Source organism: Ralstonia sp. RRA (genome assembly GCF_037023145.1).
In the GTDB taxonomy this organism is placed as follows: Bacteria; Pseudomonadota; Gammaproteobacteria; order Burkholderiales; family Burkholderiaceae; genus Ralstonia.
Window position 1 is genome coordinate 2293376 of the sequence record NZ_CP146091.1, and the last position, 21031, is coordinate 2314406.

Sequence of the window (21031 nt, forward strand, 5' to 3'; positions counted from 1 at the left end):
AGTCGATCAGGCGGCGGGCCCAGCCGTCTCATGCTCGTGCGCCGCATCCAGCCGGCGCTGGCGCTCGCTGCCCTTGAACACGCGCCGCACCATCACAAAGAACACCGGCACCAGGAACACCGCAAGCACCGTCGCCGTGATGATGCCGCCCAGCACACCCGTACCGATCGCGCGCTGGCTGGCGGATGCCGCCCCCGTTGCAATCGCCAGCGGCACCACGCCGAAGGCAAACGCCAGCGAGGTCATCACGATCGGCCGGAAGCGCAGGCGTGCCGCCTCCAGCGTGGCCTCGATCAGGCCCATGCCCTGCGCGACCAGGTCCTTGGCGACTTCGATGATCAGGATCGCGTTCTTGGCCGACAGGCCGATCGTGGCGATCAAGCCGACCTTGAAGTAGATGTCGTTGGGCAGGAAACGCAGCGTGGCACCCAGCAGCGCACCAAACACCCCCAGCGGCACCACCAGCATCACCGCCAGCGGAATCGACCAGCTTTCATACAACGCCGCCAGACACAGGAACACCACCAGGATCGACAGCGCAAACAGCGCCGGCGCCTGCGCTCCCGATAGCCGCTCTTCGAACGATTGACCGGTCCACTCATAGCCAAAGCCGTCGGGCAGATCACGCACGATGGATTCCATGGCCGCCATGGCCTCACCCGAACTGTGGCCGGGCGCAGGTGAGCCGCTGATCGACATGGCAGGGAAACCGTTGTAGCGGTCCAGCTTGAGCGGCCCGACAATCCACTGTGCCTTGGTAAAGGCGGACAGTGGCACCATCGCACCTGTTGCATTGCGTACGTGCATGCGGCCAAGCTGCTCGACCGACACACGCTGCCGGCCATCGGCCTGCACGATCACGCGGCGCACCTGGTTGCGGTAGACGAAATCGCCCGCATAGTCAGAGCCGAACATCACGGCCAGCGTGCGGTTGATGTCCTCAATCGACACACCCATCGACAGCGCTTTCTTGCGGTCCACATCGATCAGGATCTGCTGGGCATCGCCCTGGCCGGCAAAGGTCACGTCCGACAGCGCCGGATGCTTGGCGGCCGCGGCCAGTACGTGATCACGCGCTTGCGCCAGGCGCTCATAGCCGGCGCCGCCACGGTCCTGCAGACGCAGGTCGAAGCCGGGCTTGCTGCCCAACTCCGGCAGCGCGGGCGAGTTCATCGCCATGACCATCGCGCCCTTGATCTTGCCGAACGCCGCATTGGCGCGGGCGACCACCGCATCGACGTGCTGGTCGTCACCCTTGCGGTGCTTCCACTCCTTGAGCGTGAGGAACAGCATGGCCGCGTTCTGCCCGTTGCCATACAGGCTAAAGCCTGTGATGGCCAGCGTGGACGCAACAGCCGGCTCCTTGGTCATGAAGTACTGCTCGGCCTCACGCACCACGTCGAGCGTCTGTGCCTGCGTGGCCCCCGTGGGCAGCATCACGACGGTCATGAACTCGCCCGTGTCTTCTTCCGGCAAGAAGGCGGTCGGCAAGCGCATGAACAGCAGCACCACCACGCCGATGATCGCGCCATAGACAATCAGCGCGCGGCCGGTACGCGTCAGCAGCTTGGCGACACCGCCCTGGTAGCGCGCAGTCAATCGCGCAAAACCGCGGTTGAACGCGCCGAAGAAGCCCTTGCGCTCGGTGCTATGCCCAGGCTCCACCGGCTTGAGCAACGTCGCGCACAAGGCCGGTGTCAACGTCAGCGCCAGGAAGGCCGAGAACACCATCGACACCGCCAGCGACAGCGAGAACTGCCGATAGATGTTGCCCACCGCGCCGCCAAAGAACGCCATTGGCACGAACACCGCCGTCAGCACCAGCGAGATGCCGACGATGGCCCCGCTGATCTGCCGCATGGCCTTGGCCGTTGCCTCGCGCGGCGAGAGCCCTTCTTCGTGCATCACGCGCTCGACATTCTCCACCACCACGATGGCATCGTCGACGAGGATACCGATGGCCAGCACGAGGCCGAACAGCGTCAGCACGTTGATGGAGAAGCCCATCGGCAACATCACCGCAAACGTGCCCAGCAATGCAATCGGCACCACCAGCGTGGGGATGAGCGTCGCACGCAGGTTCTGCATGAACAGCATCATCACCAGGAACACCAGCACCACAGCTTCCAGCAGCGTCTTGACCACCTGCTCGATGGCGATGCCGACAAAGCGCGAGCTGTCGTACGCCACTTCGTAGCGCACACCCGGCGGGAAATGTGCCTGCGCCTCGTCCAGCACCGCGCGCACGCGCTTGGCCACACCCACGGCGTTGGCGCCCGGCGCAAGCTTGATGCCGATGGTCGTGGCCGGCTTGCCGTTCATGCGCGAGAGGTAGAGGTAATCGCTGCCGCCCAGCTCTACGCGCGCCACGTCGCGCAGCAGCACCATGCGGCCCTGTGCGTCCGCTCGCAGCGGGATCTGACCGAATGCCTCGGGCGTGGTCAGCCCATCGTCACCCGTGATGCTGGCGTTGATGGGCGCACTGCGCGGCACGGCACTGCTGCCGATCTCACCCACGGTGATGCGCGCGTTGTAGCGGCGCACGGCATCGCTCAAGTCACCGGCGGTGAGGCCGAGCGCGGTGAGCTTGTCCGCATCGGGCCAGATGCGCATGGCGTATTCCGCGTCGAACAACTGCGCCGTGCCGACGCCAGGCACGCGGCGCAACTGCGGAATCAGGTCGGACGAGGCCAGGTCGCCGAGATCGATGCCGTCAAAGCGGCCGCGATCAGCCGACAGCGACAGGTACATCATGTAGTTCTCGGCCGCCTTCTCGATGCGGATGCCGTTGCGGCGCACGACTTCGGGCAGGCGCTCCTCGACGGTCTTCAGGCGGTTCTGCACTTCCACCGCCGCCAAATCCGGGCTGGTGCCCTGCTTGAACGACAGGTTGATCGACACGTTGCCCGCCGCGTCGGAGGAGGACGACATGTACAGCAGCCCCGGCGCCCCGTTCATCTCGCGCTCGATGATGGCCGTGACGGCGCTCTCCGCCGTGCGTGCGGAGGCCCCTGGATAGTTGGCGCTGATGCTGACGTTGGGCGGCGCGATATTCGGGTACTGCGCCACCGGCAAGCTGGGCAGCGCAAGCACACCGGCCAGGATGATGACCAGCGCAATCACCCAGGCAAAGACCGGGCGGTCGATGAAGAAACGTGCCATGGTCAGCCCTTGCTCGGCTTGGCCGGTTCAGATTCAGCGCGCTTGGCGGCAGGCACGGGCTTCACGGCCATGCCCGCTTCCAGCGTTTGCATGCCAGGGATGGCGATGCGCTCGCCACCGGAGAGGCCGCTCGTCACCAGCCATTGGTCGCCGGCCAACGTTTGCGCAGTCACGGGCTGAACCGCCACCGTGTTGTCGGCCTTCAGCACGAACACCGATGCCCCATGGCGGTCACGCAGCAGGGCCCCGCGCGGAATCGTCACCGCGCCCTGTTGCACGGCATGGGAGAGCTTTACGCGTACGTACATGCCGGGCAGCAGCAAGCCATCCGGGTTGGGAAGCACGGCACGCATGGAGACGTTGTCGGTCGCGCGGTCCACGGCCAGGTCGGAAAACAGCAACCGCGCCGGGCGCTCATAGGCCACGCCATCGCTCAGGATCACCTGCACGCCGATGTCCTGGCCCGACAGCGCAGACGCCTGCCCCTTCTTGAGCGCGCGCTGCAGCGCCAGCACCTCGGCGGCAGGCTGGGCGAAGTCGACGTAGATGGGGTCGATCTGCTCGATCGTGGTGAGCGGCGTGGCAGCGCCTTCCTTGACCAGCGCGCCTTCGGTCACCTGCGCGCGGCGTGAGCGGCCGGCGATGGGGGCGGTGACCGTGGCGTAACCCAGGCGCAGTTGCGCGGTCTCCAGCGCGGCGCGGGCGGAAACGACATCCGCTGCAGCCTGACGCTCGACGGATTGCGCTTCGGCGTATTCGAGTTCGCTCACCGCGCGCGTCGCTGCCAGGCCCTTGTAGCGCGCAGCCTTGTCGCGGGCGATGGCAGCCTGTGCCTGCGCACGGGCCAATGTGCCTTGGGCCGCGTCCACCTGGGCTTTGAGCGGCGCCGGATCGATGCGGAACAGCACCTGGCCAGCCTTGACGACCTGCCCTTCTTCGTAGGCGCGCTTGAGCACGATGCCGTCTACGCGTGCACGCACTTCTGCCGTGCGATACGGCTCCAGACGGCCGGGCAACTCGGTCTCTAGCGGCGCGTCGGAGCGCTGCGCAACGGCATACTCGACTTCCGGCTGGGCTGCGGGCTTGGCCGCTTCGTCAGCATGCTTGCCGCAAGCCTGCAGCGTGGCCAGCGCAAGCGCGCACAGCAGCCATCGAGATGAACGAAGACGACGGGAGAACAGCGAGAACATCATGGGAAGGGGGCTGGGCACGTGCGCGCCCGAGACTGGAAAAGCGGAGCGGAAGGCATCCTAGCACGCTAATCCATCATGATTGATTAATTAATTTCCCAATCTGTTCAATACCTTACGATCCCCCACTACAATGGCGCCGTTTGCAGAACGGCAACATCCCACGTTGACATCATGGCCCGCAAGACTCCCCTTGAATCGCAAAAAACCCGCGACAGCATCCTCGACGCCGCCGAGCGCGTCTTTGCCGACAAGGGGGTTGCAGGCACCACCATGGCGGAGATTGCCGATGCGGCTGGCATCTCTCGCGGGGCGGTCTACGGGCACTACCGCAACACCAGCGAGGTCTGCATCGCCATGGCCGAGCGGGCGTTCACCAGCGCGCCGGAAGCCGCGCATCTCCAAGCAGGTGCGGATGCGCAGGGGGATGACCCACTGGGCGCGCTGTGGCGCATCGTGGTGGGCTACTTCGAACTGCTGCAGCGCCCAAGCCGGCTGCGCACGGTGCTGGAAGTGCTCTACTACAAGTGCGAGCACGTGGAGATCAACCGCCCCATCCTCGAATGGAACAACCGCGTGAACCGCGCCGAGCTGCTGCAGATGGAGCAGTTGCTGGAAGCCGCCGTCGCCTGCGGACAACTGTCCGCCGACCTCGACGTGCGCCGGGCCAACGCCTACATCAACGCCGTGCTCTACGGCCTGATCGACCTGCGCTATTTCGCCAGCCCCTACTTTGACGTGGCGGGCGACGGCCGCGAAGTGCTGGAGGCGAGCCTGGAAACGCTGCGCTACTCCACGCGCCTGCGCAAGACAGCTGCGTGATCCACGATCAGAACACGCGGCCGAGCTGCAGGTAGACGTTCCATACGCCTTGCGGCGCCACGGCAAAGCCAAAGTACAGCGGGCCGATCGGACTGTTGCCGCCGACAAACACGCTGCCGCTCTTCAGGTAACCGCCGCTGCCGAAGTTGTTGCGCAACTGCCAGACATTGCCGGCTTCCGCACTGACGCCGAACACCGGTGCGCGCAGGCCGAGCAGGTCATTGACACGCAAGTCGTATAGGTAGGTCAGGCGCCCGTACAGCAGGTACTGACCGTTGAACTGATCCGGCGCATAGGCCGAGAGATGCTGAAAGCCGCCAAGGTAGAAGCCTACGTTAGCGCCGTTGCCGCTGTCACCGCCGTTTTCCCGCGTCGGGCTGTTCGCACCGAACTGCCCTGCCCCCTCCAACGCCACGTTGAAGGTATGGCGCCCATAGCTCGTGGCCCATAGCCCCTTGGCCTGGGCGGTGTTGAATTTCTTGTCGGGCGAACCGAAGCCCGCTTCCACGCTGCTGTACAGGTAGTAGCCGCTGCGCGGGAAGAGCGGGTCGTCAAGCTGATCCAGCGTCAGTTGCGCGCGGAAGGCCGGCTGCTTGGCGCGCTGGGTTGGCAGCTCTGTCGCATCCACGATATTGCCGGAGTCATCCGTCTGCAGCGCGAGATAGTTGAACGATGCACTCATGCTCACGTAGTTCACGCCCAGCCGCAGCTCCCCCTTGCGGCCAAGCGGGATCCCCAGATCGACGCCAGCACGCGCCGTCTCAATCGTCATGCTGTTGAACGGCTTGACGTCCCGGGCAGGCGCGCCATCGTCGAAGTAGACATCCGAGCGCCGGCGCGAGTACTCCGCATACGGCGCGATGTAGAACCCCTGTGCTTGCCACAGTGGTTGCCGCAGTTCCGTATGGAGACTCGCCCGGTTGCTGCCCAGCACGATGTCGTTGCGCCACTCCAGCCCGCTGTTTGTCAGCCACGGATACCGATGCCCGAGGTTGATATTGAATGCACCACGCCCGTCAAAGTTGGTCGACATGCCCAGCCCGAACAGGAAGAACTGGTTGCCCCAGGATTTCTCGTGCGCGTCGATCTTGAGCGTGTTCACACCGTTGTCTTCCACCAGCCGCTGGGTGACGGTCTCGAAGTCGCCGGTGGTTGCCAGCGCCGACAGCTCGCGGTTGAGCGCCTCGACGTCGTAGGTGTCGCCTTCACGCACCTTGAGTAACTGCCGCACACGCGCGACCGGCACGCGGCCGCTGGTGGTCACGTCAATGGCATCGATGCGCGTGCCCTGGGCCAACATGCCCTGCGGCACATGCGCAGCACGGTAGGCCGCATAGGCCTGCGGCGAGACCGACAGTGCTGCGAGCTTGCCCTCAACGCCCCGCGCGGCCTTCTCCCCGCCAAGCACGCCCTGCGGGCCCTTGGCGAAATCCGTGAACGACAGCTCATCGAGTTGCGGCTCAATCAGTACGTCGCGCCCACGCAACAGTGCCTTCTGCGCACGCACGTTCTGGCCGACCAGGATGGTGATCATCTGCTGCGTCACCGCCGCCGGCGAGGCGAGATCTTCCGGCCGCTGCAGGTCGGAACCAATGTTGACGGCGATGATGATGTCCGCGCCCATGTCCCGCGCAAGCTGTACCGGCAGGTTGGCGACCAGGCCACCGTCAACCAGCGTGCGCCCATCCACCTCGATGGGTGCGAACAGGCCTGGCACCGCCATGCTGGCGCGCATCGCCAGCGGCAGCGAGCCCCGGTCGAGAATCACCGGATCGCCCGTGGCCAGGTCGGTTGCCATGGCTTTGAACGGAATCGGCAACTGCGAGAACTTGATGTTGTCGGGCCACTGCGCCGTCCAGTTCTTCAGCAGCGCCAGCAGGCGGTTGCCCTGCACCAGTCCGGCCGGCAGCTTGAGGCGACCGTCGCCGTAACCGGCGGACAGGCCGATCGGGTATTGGAAGTCGTCTTCACGCAGCGATTGCGGCAGCTTGGCGCGGTCATTGCGGTCAAAGGCGATGTCGCTCAGGTCGACCTGCGAGAGCTTCTGCTCCAGTTCATCAGCACGCAAGCCGCTGGCGTAGAGCCCGCCCACCACGGCGCCCATGCTGGTAGCGGCAATCACGTCCACCGGAATATGCATGCGCTCCAGCATCTTGAGCACGCCGATATGCGCATAGCCGCGCGCCCCACCACCCGACAGCACGAGACCGATGCGCGGGCGCGTGGATTCGGTTCTTGCGGGCGCAGATGCGGGGCTGGGGGCCGTCTGACCGTGCGCTGCCTGCGAAAGCACGATCAGCAAAGCCAGCCCGGCAGCGGCCAGGCGGCGCAGAGAGAGAGCCGTCAGGAAAGCCATGAAGGTGGGATCGATCCGGGCTGATTTGTTATGGATTGAAACGGTGCAGGCGCAATGATTCCACAACCCGGATTTACCCGGTGCAATTCCGTCTCACCACACCGTGCCGCGCCGCATCGGGCATCCCGCGCCGATGAATACTTTTCAGGGCGAAAGTGACAGAATATTGCCCGGACCCCGGCACGCTTGTTCCTAAAATCCGCGTTTGCTCGCAGCACGTGGGCAACAGAAGACGTTCGGTATCGCCAAGAACTGAAACGCCCAGAAACAGGAGGAGATCAAGATGTGGAATCAAGTCTATGACCCGCTCGGCAGTGCCCTGTGGTCAACCATCGCGGCCGGGGTACCGGTGGCGGTGCTGCTGTGTTCGCTGGCCTTCTTTCATATGCAGGCCCATCTGGCTGCGGGCCTGGCGCTGATTGTCGGCATCGGCATTGCGTCGTTCGTGTTTGGCATGCCGGCTGCCATGGCGGGCAAGGCGGCGGGCCTTGGCATCGTTTCCGGCCTGTTCCCGATCGGCTGGATCGTCCTCAACATCATCTTCCTGCACCGGCTCACCACCTTGAACGGGTCGTTCAAGGTCTTGCAGAGCTCCATCTCGGGCATCACCGAAGACCGCCGCCTGCAACTGCTGCTGGTGGCGTTCAGCTTTGGCGCGTTCTTTGAAGGCGCAGCGGGCTTCGGCACGCCGGTGGCCGTGACGGGCGCCATCCTGATCGGCCTGGGCTTCTCGCCGCTGGCGGCGTCCGGCCTGGCGCTGATTGCCAACACCGCGCCGGTGGCTTACGGGGCGCTGGGTGCTCCGCTCATCGGTCTGGCTTCGGTCACGGGGCTGGATCTGCTGCATCTGTCGGCCATGGTCGGCCGCCAGTTGCCCTTCTTCTCGGTGCTGGTGCCGTTCTGGCTGATCTGGGCGTTTGCGGGCTTCCGCGGCATGCTGCAGATCTGGCCTGCGATCCTGGTGGCAGGCGTGTCGTTCGCCATTCCGCAGTTCCTGGTGTCGAACTTCCACGGCCCGTGGCTGGTGGACGTGATTGCGGCGCTGGTGTCGATGGGCTCGCTCACACTGTTCCTGAAGGTGTGGAAGCCCAAGACCATCTGGACGTCGACCGCCCTGCGCAACCGCGAAGACAACTCCCGCGTCGACCCTGAGGCCGCCGCTGAAGCCCGCGAAGCCACCACCGCCACCGACGGCAAGATCAGCCGGATGCAAGCGTGGCTGCCGTGGGTGATCCTGACCGTCTTCGTATTCATCTGGGGTGTGCCGCAGTTCAAGGCGCTGGTCGACGGCATCTGGCAATTCAAGTTCCCGATCCCGGGGCTGGACAAGATGGTGGTCAAGGGCCCGCCGGTGGTCGCCAAGGAAACGAAGGAAGGCGCGGTATTCCTCTTCAACGTGCTGTCGATGGCGGGGACAGGCATTCTGGTCTCGGCCGTCGTGGGCGGCCTGCTGATGGGCTATTCGATCCCGCGCATGCTCAAGGAGTACTGGAACACCATCAAGCTCACGCGCTATTCGCTGCTGACCATCTGCGCGATGTTCGGTATCGGCTACCTGACCCGCTACTCCGGTCTGGATGCAACACTGGGCCTGGCCTTTGCGCACACCGGCGTGCTGTACCCGCTGTTCGGCACGATGCTGGGCTGGCTGGGCGTGGCGCTCACGGGCTCGGACACGGCATCAAACGTGCTGTTCGGCGGCCTGCAGAAGACCACCGCCGAGCAGCTCGGCCTGTCGCCGATCCTGATGTCGGCCGCCAACAGTTCGGGCGGCGTGATGGGCAAGATGATCGACGCGCAGTCCATCGTGGTGGCCTCCACCGCCACCAAGTGGTACGGCCACGAGGGTGACATCCTGCGCTACGTGTTCTTCCACTCGATTGCGCTGGCCTTCCTGGTGGGCCTGCTGATCACGCTGCAGGCGTACGTGGAGCCGTTCACGCACATGGTCGTGCGCTGACCGCCAAACGGCTCGGTAAACCCAGAAAGCCCCGCCTCAGGCGGGGCTTTTTTGTCGCGCGTATGATGGGCAACTCTCCCGCGCCCGCCCCTCTCCCGGGGCTCGGTCACCTTCCCCCCGCCTGATCCGACATGCCGCTGCGCCGCCTCGAAAGACTCATCGACCCGTTCCGCCATCTGCCCGACAGCAAGCCGCCGGGCGATGTCTGGCGCTTCTACGCCTACTTCCTGCGTGAGGTGCGCGGCGTCTTCGTATTCCTGCTGGTCGTGGGCCTGGCGGGCGCGCTGATCGAGGTGGCATTGTTTGATTTCCTCGGCCGCATCGTCGACATGATTCAGGCGACACCGGGCGCAGCGTTCTTCACCCAGCACCGCAACGCGCTACTGTGGATGGCCTTCGTTGCGGTAATCGCCCGGCCCATCATCTTTGGCCTGCACGATGTGCTGGTGCATCAGGTCATCAACCCGAGTCTGTCCAACCTGATCCGCTGGCAGAACCACCGCTACGTGCTCAAGCAGAGCCTGTCGTTCTTCCAGAACGACTTTGCCGGCCGCATTGCCCAGCGCATCATGCAGACCGGCTTTTCGCTGCGGGATTCGGCCGTGCAGGCAGTGGATGCGCTCTGGCACGTGGTGATCTACGCGATCAGTGCGCTGGTACTGTTTGCGCAAGCCGACTGGCGCCTGATGGTGCCGCTGCTGCTGTGGATTGCGTGCTACATCGCCGCGCTGGCCTACTTCGTGCCGCGCGTGAAGGCGCGCTCGGTCGTTGCCACCGAGGCACGCTCCAAGCTGATGGGCCGCATTGTCGACGGCTACACCAACATCACCACGCTCAAGCTCTTTGCGCACACCCAGCACGAAGAGACCTACGCGCGCGATGCAATGTCGGAGCAGACCGAGAAGACGCGCATGGCTGGGCGCATGGTCAGCGCCATGGATTTCACCATCACCGGCATGAACGGTGCGCTGATCGCCGGCACCACCGGCCTTGCACTGTGGCTATGGAGCCAGGGGGCGGTGACGGTCGGCACCATCGCGCTGACGACGGGGCTGGTAATCCGCATCAACAACATGTCCGGCTGGATCATGTGGGTGGTCAACGGCATCTTTGAAAACGTCGGGCAGGTGCAGGACGGCATGCAGACCATTGCCGTGCCGCGCACCGTGGTCGACCGGCCCGGTGCGCAGCCGCTGCGCGTCACGCAGGGTGAAGTGCGCTTCGAGCACGTCGGCTTTCACTACGGCAAGGGCAGCGGCGTGATCGAAGGGCTGGATCTCGTCGTGCGCCCTGGCGAGCGCATCGGCCTGGTCGGCCCGTCGGGCGCGGGCAAGTCAACGCTGGTCAACCTGCTGCTGCGCCTGTACGACGTGGAGCAAGGCCGCATCCTCGTCGACGGCCAGGACATTGCCGGCATCACGCAGGAAAGCCTGCGCGCGCAGATCGGCATGGTCACGCAGGACACCTCGCTACTGCACCGCTCCATTCGCGACAACCTGCGCTATGGCAAGCCGGATAGCAGCGAGGCGGAGTTGATGGAAGCCGTGCGCGGTGCCCGTGCCGACGAGTTCATCCCGCACCTGTCTGACGCGCATGGCCGGCGTGGATTTGATGCGCTGGTGGGCGAACGCGGCGTGAAACTCTCGGGCGGCCAGCGCCAACGCATTGCCATCGCGCGCGTGCTGCTGAAGGACGCGCCGATCCTGATCCTGGACGAGGCAACGTCGGCGCTCGACTCTGAAGTCGAGGCCGCCATTCAGGAAAGCCTGGAAACGCTGATGCGAGGCAAGACGGTGATTGCGATTGCGCACCGCCTTTCGACCATCGCGCGGATGGACCGGCTCGTGGTGCTCGACGGCGGCCGCATCGTGGAGAGCGGCACGCATGCGGAGCTGCTGGAACACGGCGGTCTGTACGCCCGCCTGTGGGCGCATCAGACCGGTGGTTTTGTCGGTGTCGACTGAGCCTTACGACAGCCGGCGTCCCAGCGTTTCCGGCACCATCGCCAGACCGATCAGCGACACCAGCCCGCAGCCGATCACGTAGAGCGCGGGCGCGTTCGCATTGCCGGTGAGCTGGATCAGCTCGGTCGAGAAGAACTGCGCGAAGCCGCCAAAGATGGCGATCGCAACACAGTAGGCAATCGACAGCCCGGTGGCGCGCAGGCGCTGCGGCAGCACCTCGCTCACGAGCACCATCGACGCCGGCGACGTCATCGACATCGGCACCGACAGGCAGCCCACTACGATCAGCAGCCGCGCCAGCGAGGGCTCGGCGTTGATCAGCGCGAAGGCGGGATAGACCATGACCAGCAGCGCAACGCGCGACCACAGCACCACCTTGCGGCGCCCGACCTGATCTGCGAGCCAGCCCGCGAACGGTGACAGCAGCACCTGCACCAGCGCTGCGATACACGCGGCCCAGATGCCGAGCGACAGCGGCATGTGCAGTACGCTCACGGCGTAGTTGCTGAGGTAGTAGACGATGATGTACGTCGACGAAGCTACGCCGATCATCAGCAGAATGCTCGCCACCAGCGCGCGGCGATGCTCGCGCAGGAGCGGCAGCGTTGCATCGGCTTCACGCTCGCTGTGCGGCGCGGCGGTTTCCTCCAGGCGGCGACGGATGATGAGGCCGACCGGGATGACGAGAATGCCGATCAGGAACGCGACCCGCCAGCCCCACGACTCCAGTTGCGCCGGCGCCAGCACGTTGCTCAGCAGCAGGCCCACCAGCGCGCCGAACAGCGCCGCCAGCCCCTGGCTGAACGGCTGCCAGCTCGTGTAGAAGCCGCGCGAACGGTCGTCTGCGTATTCGAGCAGCAGCGCGGTCGAGGCGCCCATCTCGCCACCAATCGCAAAGCCCTGCACGAGCCGCGCGAGCACAACGAGAATCGGCGCGACGATGCCGATCTGCGCATACGTCGGCGTCACCACGAAGATCAGCGATGACAAGCCCATCAGCCATAGCGTGAGCGCCACGGCCGGCTTGCGGCCGACGCGATCTGCGTACATGCCGATCAGCAGGCCCCCGAGCGGGCGCATCAGGAAACCCACGCCAAACGTGGCGAAGGACATCAGCAATTGGCCGGTCGGGTTGCCGACCGGAAAGTACAGCCGGCCGATCAGCGTGGCGAAGAAGCTGTAGACCACGAAGTCATAGAACTCGAGGCCGTTGCCGATGGTGATGGCGGCAATCGCACGCGGACGTGACAGCGGGCGCTGGTGCGCCATGGCCTGCGCACCCGTGGGTGTGCCGCTGGCCGGGGCGGTGATGGGGTTGGACATGGGTGTCTCCTGCAGGAAATGCGGATCGGACAGCAACTGCGCTGCCCGTCTCGTTTCATTGAATTCGGCTTATGTCCCGCGCGCCTCGTTGGCGAGGGTGCCGTTTGCGGTCGGCTTGACGCGGAGGTGCCACGCAGCCGACACCAGCGCCACCCAGCCTGCCCCGACGTACAGCGCCACACGGGTGTCTTCCATGTAGCCCAGCACACCGATCACGAACAGCATGAAGGCGATGGCGAGTGCCGGACCGACCGGCCACAGCGGCACCTTGAACTTGAGGGCGCGCACTTCCTCTGCCGACAAGCGGCGGCGCATGGCCACCTGCGAGAGCAGGATCATCAGCCACACCCACACCGTCGCGAAGGTGGCAATGGACGCGATGATCAGGAACACGTTCTCGGGAATCAGGTAGTTCAAGACCACGCCGCCCAGCAGCGCGCCGGCCATGGTCAGCACCGTCACCCAGGGCACGCCGTGGCGGGACGTTGCGGCAAAGATGCGCGGCGCCTGGCCCTGCTCGGCCATGCCGTACATCATGCGGCCCGCGCCGAAGATGTTGCTGTTGATGGCCGAGATGGCCGCCGAGATGACGATCAGGTTGAGGATCGCCGCGGCTGACTTGATACCCAGGCCGGAGAAGATCTGCACGAACGGGCTGCCCTGCCCGCCGATGCCCGTCCACGGGAAGATCGCCATCAGCACGCACATCGTCAGCACGTAGAACAGCAGGATGCGCGCGGGCACGGCGTTGATCGCCTTGGGGATGACCTTCTCGGGGTTCTGCGCTTCACCGCCGGTGATGCCGATGATCTCGACGCCGCCGTAGGCAAACATCACCACCGCAAGCGAGGCGACGAGGCCGCCCACGCCATGCGGCAGGAAGCCGCCGTGTGCCCATAGGTTGCTCAGGCCGGGCGCGTGCTCGCCGTTCATCTGCACGCCGAGGAACAGGATCGCGATGCCGCCGACGATCATCGCGCCAATCGCCACGATCTTGATGAGCGCGAGCCAGAACTCCATCTCGCCGAACACCTTGACGTTGCACAGGTTCAGCGCGCAGATCAGCATGACGATGCCGAGCACCCAGATCCACTGCGGCACATCGGGAAACCAGAAGCCCATGTAGATGCCGAAGGCCGTCACGTCTGCCAGGCAGACGATCACCATTTCGAGGATGTACGTCCACCCCGTGAGGAAGCCGGCGAGCGGCCCGAGGTTGTCGCGCGCATAGCGCCCGAACGAGCCCGAGACCGGTTGCCGCACGGCCATTTCACCCAGTGCGCGCATGACCATGTACACGGCCGCGCCGCCAAGGATGTACGCCAGGATCACGGCCGGCCCAGCGAGCTGGATGGCCGATGCGGACCCATAGAAAAGGCCCGTGCCAATGGCCGAACCGAGCGCGAGAAAGCGGATATGCCGCGCGCGCAGGTTGCGTTGAAGGTGTTCCAATCTGTCTCCTGTCCTGTCTGGGTAAGCGAGGTGGCCGTTGGGGCGTGCGGCTGCGGCATGCGGATCTTCGTCCGCCTTACGCCAGCGCAGCGCGAGCCAGACACGCGACAGCACGCGCGCCGAAGCATAGCCACCTTATCTAAGCAACATCGCAATAATTCGTATACTCTTGTATATACAATTAAAGTGGCACTAGGGTGTTCCCGAGGTTTCGAGAATAGGCAGCGCAGCGCACCCAATTTTTCGGATCGCGCCATGAAAAAAAAGGCGAACCCAGTTCGCCTTTTTGATCACCCGCGGCGCCGATGCAATCGCGCCCGCCCTTAGACGCTAGACCCAGCCCAGGCCGCCCACGAGCGCACCAAGCCCCACCAGCAACAGCGGATGCACGCGCGTGAAGGTGCAGGCCAGCACCGTCGCTACCGTCAGCACGATGGTGCCGATGCTGTGGTCTGCCCCGCGCGTCAGCACCCAACCGGTTGCGAACATCAGGCCGATGGTCAGCGGTGCCAGACCACGGCGGACCAGCGTGACCCAGCGGGCGTCGGGGGCGCGGTCCATGACACGGGCGATGACACCCGCAATCACGCAGGACGGCCCGCAGATGCCGACAAGGGAAACGATCGCACCGCCCAGCCCGGCGGACTGCCAGCCGAACAGTTCGACAAACAGCACGTTCGGCCCCGGTGCAGCCTGCGAGATGGCATACATGGAGCTCAACTGTTCGCTGGTCATGTAGTGGCGCGTGTCGACCAGGAAACGATGCATGTCAGGCAGCGTTGAGCTGGCCCCGCCAATGGCGAGAAACGACAGCATCAGGAAGTGCCAGAACAGGTCGAACAACGTAGAGAGATAGCTCACCGCGTTGCCCTCCACTCCAGTACGAGCGCGAGCGGAATCAACACCAACATGACCGGCAGCAGCGGCCATTGCAGCACGCCAATCGCCAGAAACACTGCCAGACCGATGCCGATGGCGCGCCACGTACGCGACTGCCCTTGCGCCAGCCGGACGGCCGTCGAGAGCACCAGCCCCGCCGCCACCGCCGCCATGCCCTTGAGCAGGTTCTGCACCAGGGACAATGCGCTGAAGTGGTCGTACAGCATGACGATCAACAGCAGCAGCACGGCAGGCACAACCACCAGACCGGACATCGCGGCAGCCGCCCCTCGCACGCCGTGGTAGCGGTAGCCGAGCATCACCGAGAGGTTGACGACGTTCGGGCCGGGCAGCACCTGGCCCAGGCTCAGGAGTTCGGCAAACTCAGCGTTGGTGAGCCAGCCATTGCGGTCGACAATGCCCGCGCGTGCAAACGGCAGCACGCCGCCGAAGCCTGACAACCCCATGCGCGCAAATTCCGTAAAGAGCTTGCTGCAGGAGGGAACGTTTGCTGCGGGGGCCACAGCATCGTTGTCAGGCTCGGCGCTCAGGTCGGTCATTGAATCAGGCAGCTTCTGGCGCAGGCTTGGGCAGCGCCAGCTTCGGCTCGCGCAGCTTGGGCTCCAGCGTCTTGCCCTTGCGTGCGCGCTTGCCGGCGTACGCCTCTTGCGCGCGGGTCGTCATGGTCTGCTCGACCGCCTTGCCGCCACGCGGGCCGGTGCCCGAGAGCACGAAGCCGGCGGCACCGAAGGCCAATGCCTGGAGCAGCGTTTCGTTCTTCTCCAGCTCCATCAGGATCACGCCACGGCCACCGCTGGCGAGCGTCTTCAGCTCGCTGATCTGGAACAGCAGCATGCGCCCGCCTTCCGACAGACAGGCCACGCCGTAGGCGTCTTCCGGTGCGGGTGCCGGCTTGTTGGGTTGGTCGCCCTCATCCAGCGTCAGGAACGCCTTGCCGGCCTTCTGGCGGCCGACCATGTCGCCCACCTTGGCCATGAAGCCGTTGCCGCCGCGCGTGGAGATCACCAAGTTCTGCTCGGCATGGCCGGCGAAGGTGTGGGCGATATGCGTGCCCGGTGCGAGTTCGATCAGCGTGGTCAGCGGCACACCGTCGCCACGGCCGCCGGGCAGGTTGGCTACGGCCACGGAGTAGACGCGGCCCGTGCCCTTATCGTCGCGCGTGCCGAAAATCAGCAGCGTATCCGTCGTGCGGCACTCGAAGGTGTCGTAAAGCGTGTCGCCCGCCTTGAAGCCGAATTGCGTGGCGTCGTGGCCATGGCCCTGACGCGTGCGCACCCAACCCTTCTGCGAGACGACCACCGTGACGGGTTCGTCGATGACCTTCACCTCGGCGGCGGCGCGGCGCTCTTCCTGGATGAGGGTGCGGCGGTCGTCGCCGTATTGCTTCGCGTCGGTCTCGATCTCCTTGATGATGCGACGGCGCATCATGGTTTCCGACTTCAGCAGCACGTCCAGCTCGGACTGCTCTTCGCGCAGGTTCTTCAGTTCCTGCTCGATCTTGATGGCTTCCAGGCGCGCGAGTTGGCGCAGGCGGATTTCCAGAATGTCTTCCGCCTGGCGGTCGCTCAGGTTGAAGGCCTGGATGAGCGCGGCCTTCGGCTCGTCGCTCTCGCGGATGATGCGAATCACATCTTCGATGCGCAGCAGCACCATCTGCCGGCCTTCGAGGATGTGGATACGGTCTTCCACCTTGCCCAGACGATGGCGCGTGCGGCGCGTAACCGTGGCAAAGCGGTAGCTGATCCACTCGCGCAGGATCTCGGCCAGGCCCTTCTGGCGCGGCCGGCCATCCATGCCGATCATCACCAGGTTAATAGAGGCACCCTGCTCCAGCGACGTATGCGCCAGCAGCGAATTGGCAAACTCCTGCTGATCAATGTTCTTGCTCTTGGGCTCGAACACCAGGCGCACCGGCGCGTCCTTGCCGGACTCGTCGCGCACCGCATCAAGCAGGCCGAGCATGGTCTGCTTCATGGTGAGCTGATCCGGCGACAGCGACTTCTTGCCGGTGCGCACCTTCGGGTTGGTCAGCTCTTCAATCTCTTCCAGCACCTTCTGCGACGAGGTGTTGGGCGGCAATTCGTTGACCACCAGTTGCCACTGGCCGCGAGCAAGTTCTTCGATCTTCCAGCGCGCGCGCACCTTCAGGCTGCCGCGACCGGTTTCGTACACCTGCGCGATGTCCGCCGGCGACGAGATGATCTGACCGCCGCCCGGATAGTCCGGACCCGGCATGTACTGCATCAGGTCGGCACTGGTGAGCTTGTCGTCGCGGATGAGCGCCACAGCGGCCGTGGCCACTTCGCGCAGGTTGTGCGACGGAATCTCCGTGGCCATGCCCACCGCGATGCCCGATGCGCCGTTGAGCAGCACGAACGGCAGACGTGCCGGCAGCAGCTTCGGCTCGTCCATCGAACCGTCATAGTTGGGGACGAAATCGACGGTGCCCTGGTCCAGCTCTTCGAGCAGCAGGCGCGAGATCGGCGTGAGGCGCGCTTCGGTGTATCGCATCGCGGCGGCGCCATCGCCATCGCGCGAGCCAAAGTTGCCCTGGCCGTCGATCAGCGGATACCGCAGCGAGAAATCCTGCGCAAGGCGCACCAGCGCGTCGTAGGCGGATTGATCGCCGTGCGGGTGGAATTTACCCAGCACATCGCCCACCACGCGGGCCGACTTGACGGGCTTCGCGTCAGAGCGCAGGCCCATCTCGTGCATCGCGAACAGGATGCGGCGCTGCACAGGCTTCTGGCCGTCGGCCACCTCGGGCAGTGCGCGACCCTTGACCACGCTGACGGCGTAGTCCAGGTAAGCACGCTCGGCGTAAGCGCCAAGCGTGAGCGCTTCGGCCGGCTCGCTAGGGTCGAAGAGGATGTCTTGTTGTTCCATGGAAGCTCAAGCGAAGGCGGCGCGCATGCGGCAAGTGCATTGGCGCGCCACCAGGATCAATGTTGTTGTGCGTTCGTGACCACGCCGGTGGCCGGGTCCAGTACCACTTCGATGCGCGCGGATCGGCCCGTACGACCGGGCTTGCGCGTGACCATGGCACCGTTGGCGCTCACGGTCATGAAGCCGCCCGCCCCGTTCATCTCAGCCATCGGGTTGTAGTAGCGGTAGAACTGCATCACCGTCTTCACGTAGTTCTGCGTTTCGGCATAGGGCGGGATGTCGTTGCCGTGCTTCTGCACGGCGCCCTCGCCCGCGTTGTAGGCGGCGAGCACGAGTTCGAGGTTGCCCGAAAACATGCGCAGCAGATCGCTCAAATAGCGCACGCCCGTGGTGATGTTGATCTTGGGGTCGGCCAGCTTCTGCGCGGCTGTGCGACGCGCATCTCCAGTCACGCCATAGCGTGCACCCGTGTCTGGAATCACCTGCATCAGCCCGATCGCACCCTTGGGCGACACGGCTTGCGGGTTGAAACCGGATTCGGCGGCAATCACGGCTTTCACCAGCGCGGGGTCGATGCCGTGCTTGCTGGCCGCCTGGCGGATCAGCGGCTCGACCGTCGGCACGTTCGGGTGCTGCAGCACCGCGCGCACGAGGCGCTGGCGCATGCCGGCGTTGTCCAGCGCGTCGCGCTTGCTGGCGTTGAGGTAGGCGTCCGCATCGGGCAGTTCAGTGGCGGGCAGCGCGATGGCGGTGTCGGCCCGCTCGTCTGCTTTGTCGGCCTTGCCCCCCTTGCCAGCCACGGCGGCGCCCTTCATGAACAGCACGTAGCGATCATCCACGCGCTCAGAGGCGAAGTGCGCAAGGCCGTTCTCGTCGATGTAGCCGTAGACGTCCGCGCGCGCCGGCTGATTGGCCAACAAGGCCAGCGCCGTCAATGCAAATGCGAGGTGTCGAAACAGCGGTTCGAACAGCTTCATCGTTGTTGGTTGAACGTCAGATATCGGCTTCGACCTCGTTGCCGCGCGTTTCCAGCCACGTGCGGCGTGCGCCGGCTTCGCCCTTGCCCATCAGCATGTTCATCATGTTGACGGTCTGTTCCTGGTCCAGTGCACCCAGTGCCACGGGCAGCAGACGGCGCGTGTCGGGGTTCATGGTGGTTTCCCAGAGCTGCTCGGCGCTCATTTCGCCCAGGCCCTTGAAGCGGGAGATCTGCCAGGCGCCTTCCTTCACGCCGTCCTTGCGCAGCTTGTCTTCAATGGCTTCAAGCTCGCCGTCGTCCAGCGCGTAGAGCTTCTGCGCGGGCTTCTTGCCGCGCGCCGGCGCATCGACACGATACAGCGGCGGGCGGGCCACGCATACATTCCCGCGGTCGATCAATTGCGGGAAGTGCTTGAAGAACAACGTGAGCAGCAACACCTGGATGTGCGCGCCGTCCACGTCAGCATCGGACAGGATGCAGATCTTGCCGTAGCGCAGGCCGGAGAGATCCACCGTGTCGTTCGGGCCATGCGGATCGACGCCGATGGCGACCGCAATGTCATGCACTTCATTGTTGGCGAACAGGCGGTCGCGCTCGGTTTCCCACGTGTTCAGCACCTTGCCGCGCAACGGCAGGATGGCCTGGAATTCCTTGTCACGGCCCATCTTGGCCGAACCACCGGCAGAGTCGCCCTCCACCAGGAAGAGTTCGTTGCGGGTGACGTCGTCGGATTCGCAATCGGTGAGCTTGCCGGGCAGCACGGCCACGCCGGAGCCCTTCTTCTTCTCGACCTTCTGCGCGGCTCGCGTGCGGGCCTGTGCTTGCTTGATGACGAGTTCGGCCAGCTTCTTGCCGTGCTCGACATGCTGGTTCAGCCACAACTCCAACGCGGGGCGGCTGAAGGTGGAAACGAGCCGCACCGCATCGCGGCTGTTCAGGCGTTCCTTGATCTGACCTTGGAACTGAGGGTCCAGCACCTTGGCCGACAGCACGAACGAAGCGCGCGCAAACACGTCTTCGGGCATCAGCTTGACGCCCTTGGGTTGCAGCGCGTGCATCTCGACAAAGCTCTTCACGGCCTGGAACAGGCCTTCGCGCAAGCCCGATTCATGCGTGCCGCCGGCCGGCGTCGGGATGAGGTTGACGTACGACTCCCGCACCGGCGAGCCCTCTTCCGTCCACGCCACCACCCACGATGCACCTTCGCCCAGGGCAAAGCCTTCTTCGCCGGACTTGTCGGGGTCGGCAAAGTGTTCGCCCTCGAACAGCGGGATGACCGGCTCGGCGCCGCTGCCCTGCGCGAGCGATTCCACCAGGTAGCCGCGCAGGCCCTCGGCGTACTGCCATTCGAGCGTTTCGCCGGTTTTCTCCAGCGTGAGCGTGACCTTCACGCCCGGCAGCAGCACGGCCTTGCTGCGCAACAACCGCTGCAGCTCGGCCTGCGGAATGTTCTCGGAATCGAAGTACTTGGCGTCCGGCCAGGCGCGTACGCGCGTGCCGCTCTTCTTCTCGCCACGCTCGGCCTTGCGGGTGGTCAAAGGCTCGATGACGTCGCCGCCGGAGAACGTGAGCGTCGACACATTGCCGTCACGCCAAACCGTCACCTCCAGCCGCGTCGACAGCGCGTTCGTGACCGACACGCCCACGCCGTGCAGGCCGCCGGAGAACGCATACGCGCCGCCACTGCCCTTGTCGAACTTGCCGCCTGCGTGCAGGCGCGTGTAGACGATCTCGACCACCGACACACCCTCTTCCGGGTGGATGCCGACGGGAATGCCGCGGGCCTCGTCCTCCACGCTCACGCTGCCGTCCTTGTGCAGCGTTACGGCAATCAGCTTGCCGAAGCCGCCCAACGCCTCGTCGGCGGCGTTGTCGATCACTTCCTGCACGATGTGCAGGGGGTTGTCGGTGCGCGTATACATGCCCGGCCGTTGCTTGACCGGTTCCAGGCCCTTGAGGACCTTGATCGACGATTCGCTGTATTGGGAGGTTTTGCTCATGGAAGGCGGAAAAACTGGCGGGCTCAGGGTCTGCCCT

Annotated in this window: 13 protein-coding genes; 3 read left to right on the forward strand and 10 right to left on the reverse strand. The window is 65.0% G+C overall.

Features of this window, described 5'->3' with window-relative positions:
* Positions 1–6: 6 nt before the first annotated feature.
* Together V6657_RS11230 and V6657_RS11235 are read right to left on the reverse strand one after the other, a co-directional pair.
* On the reverse strand, positions 7–3162 hold the full coding sequence (locus tag V6657_RS11230) for an efflux RND transporter permease subunit (RefSeq protein ID WP_048931719.1): 3156 nt from the start codon (positions 3160–3162) through the stop codon (positions 7–9).
* A 2-nt stretch (positions 3163–3164) separates the two neighbouring features.
* On the reverse strand, positions 3165–4373 hold the full coding sequence (locus V6657_RS11235; protein WP_248694721.1) for an efflux RND transporter periplasmic adaptor subunit: 1209 nt from the start codon (positions 4371–4373) through the stop codon (positions 3165–3167).
* 153 nt (positions 4374–4526) lie between these two features.
* On the opposite strand from V6657_RS11235, the gene V6657_RS11240 reads away from it, so the two are divergent.
* Positions 4527–5174 (forward strand): TetR family transcriptional regulator, encoded by a 648-nt coding sequence (locus V6657_RS11240; RefSeq protein WP_048931717.1) that lies wholly within the window; start codon positions 4527–4529, stop codon positions 5172–5174.
* Positions 5175–5181: 7 nt separating this feature from the next.
* On the opposite strand, the gene V6657_RS11245 is transcribed toward V6657_RS11240, so the two are convergent.
* Complete coding sequence (locus V6657_RS11245) at positions 5182–7530, reverse strand: patatin-like phospholipase family protein (protein ID WP_048931716.1); 2349 nt, start codon at positions 7528–7530, stop codon at positions 5182–5184.
* Positions 7531–7813: 283 nt separating this feature from the next.
* Between V6657_RS11245 and V6657_RS11250 the strand changes: the two genes are divergently transcribed.
* Both V6657_RS11250 and V6657_RS11255 read left to right on the forward strand, forming a co-directional pair.
* Positions 7814–9490: an L-lactate permease gene (locus V6657_RS11250; protein WP_048931715.1), complete on the forward strand. Its 1677-nt coding sequence runs from the start codon at positions 7814–7816 to the stop codon at positions 9488–9490.
* A 131-nt stretch (positions 9491–9621) separates the two neighbouring features.
* Positions 9622–11454: an ABC transporter ATP-binding protein gene (locus V6657_RS11255; protein WP_048931714.1), complete on the forward strand. Its 1833-nt coding sequence runs from the start codon at positions 9622–9624 to the stop codon at positions 11452–11454.
* A 3-nt stretch (positions 11455–11457) separates the two neighbouring features.
* On the opposite strand, the gene V6657_RS11260 is transcribed toward V6657_RS11255, so the two are convergent.
* From V6657_RS11260 to V6657_RS11290, 7 genes are all read right to left on the reverse strand, one after another.
* Positions 11458–12723 (reverse strand): MFS transporter, encoded by a 1266-nt coding sequence (locus V6657_RS11260; RefSeq protein ID WP_137884612.1) that lies wholly within the window; start codon positions 12721–12723, stop codon positions 11458–11460.
* A 123-nt stretch (positions 12724–12846) separates the two neighbouring features.
* On the reverse strand, positions 12847–14229 hold the full coding sequence (locus V6657_RS11265) for an amino acid permease (RefSeq protein ID WP_048931712.1): 1383 nt from the start codon (positions 14227–14229) through the stop codon (positions 12847–12849).
* Between the two features lie 330 nt (positions 14230–14559).
* Entirely contained in the window at positions 14560–15105 is a 546-nt protein-coding gene (locus V6657_RS11270; RefSeq protein ID WP_048931711.1) for a chromate transporter, read from the reverse strand.
* Positions 15087–15668 carry a chromate transporter gene (locus V6657_RS11275; protein ID WP_048931710.1) on the reverse strand — a complete coding sequence of 194 codons (582 nt, stop codon included), beginning with the start codon at positions 15666–15668 and terminating at the stop codon, positions 15087–15089. Before V6657_RS11275 ends, V6657_RS11270 begins: the two co-directional genes overlap by 19 nt.
* Positions 15669–15672: 4 nt before the next feature.
* The gene (gene parC / locus V6657_RS11280) at positions 15673–18015 is read right to left on the reverse strand and encodes a DNA topoisomerase IV subunit A (RefSeq protein ID WP_048931709.1); all 2343 of its coding nucleotides are present in this window, start codon (positions 18013–18015) and stop codon (positions 15673–15675) included.
* A 56-nt stretch (positions 18016–18071) separates the two neighbouring features.
* Positions 18072–18992, reverse strand: coding sequence for a lytic transglycosylase domain-containing protein (locus V6657_RS11285; RefSeq protein ID WP_048931708.1), 921 nt, complete (start codon positions 18990–18992; stop codon positions 18072–18074).
* 16 nt (positions 18993–19008) lie between these two features.
* Complete coding sequence (locus tag V6657_RS11290) at positions 19009–20994, reverse strand: DNA topoisomerase IV subunit B (protein ID WP_048931707.1); 1986 nt, start codon at positions 20992–20994, stop codon at positions 19009–19011.
* Positions 20995–21031 lie beyond the last annotated feature (37 nt).

What these genes read in the sequence shown, in the direction of transcription:
- V6657_RS11255 (WP_048931714.1), top strand. Translation starts at nt 9,622, where the DNA reads ATGCCGCTGCGCCGCCTCGAAAGACTCATCGACCCGTTCCGCCATCTG.
- V6657_RS11230 (WP_048931719.1), bottom strand. Translation starts at nt 3,162, where the DNA reads ATGGCACGTTTCTTCATCGACCGCCCGGTCTTTGCCTGGGTGATTGCG.
- V6657_RS11250 (WP_048931715.1), top strand. Translation starts at nt 7,814, where the DNA reads ATGTGGAATCAAGTCTATGACCCGCTCGGCAGTGCCCTGTGGTCAACC.
- V6657_RS11285 (WP_048931708.1), bottom strand. Translation starts at nt 18,992, where the DNA reads ATGAAGCTGTTCGAACCGCTGTTTCGACACCTCGCATTTGCATTGACG.
- V6657_RS11260 (WP_137884612.1), bottom strand. Translation starts at nt 12,723, where the DNA reads ATGGCGCACCAGCGCCCGCTGTCACGTCCGCGTGCGATTGCCGCCATC.
- V6657_RS11275 (WP_048931710.1), bottom strand. Translation starts at nt 15,668, where the DNA reads ATGACCGACCTGAGCGCCGAGCCTGACAACGATGCTGTGGCCCCCGCA.
- V6657_RS11245 (WP_048931716.1), bottom strand. Translation starts at nt 7,530, where the DNA reads ATGGCTTTCCTGACGGCTCTCTCTCTGCGCCGCCTGGCCGCTGCCGGG.
- parC (WP_048931709.1), bottom strand. Translation starts at nt 18,015, where the DNA reads ATGGAACAACAAGACATCCTCTTCGACCCTAGCGAGCCGGCCGAAGCG.
- V6657_RS11240 (WP_048931717.1), top strand. Translation starts at nt 4,527, where the DNA reads ATGGCCCGCAAGACTCCCCTTGAATCGCAAAAAACCCGCGACAGCATC.
- V6657_RS11290 (WP_048931707.1), bottom strand. Translation starts at nt 20,994, where the DNA reads ATGAGCAAAACCTCCCAATACAGCGAATCGTCGATCAAGGTCCTCAAG.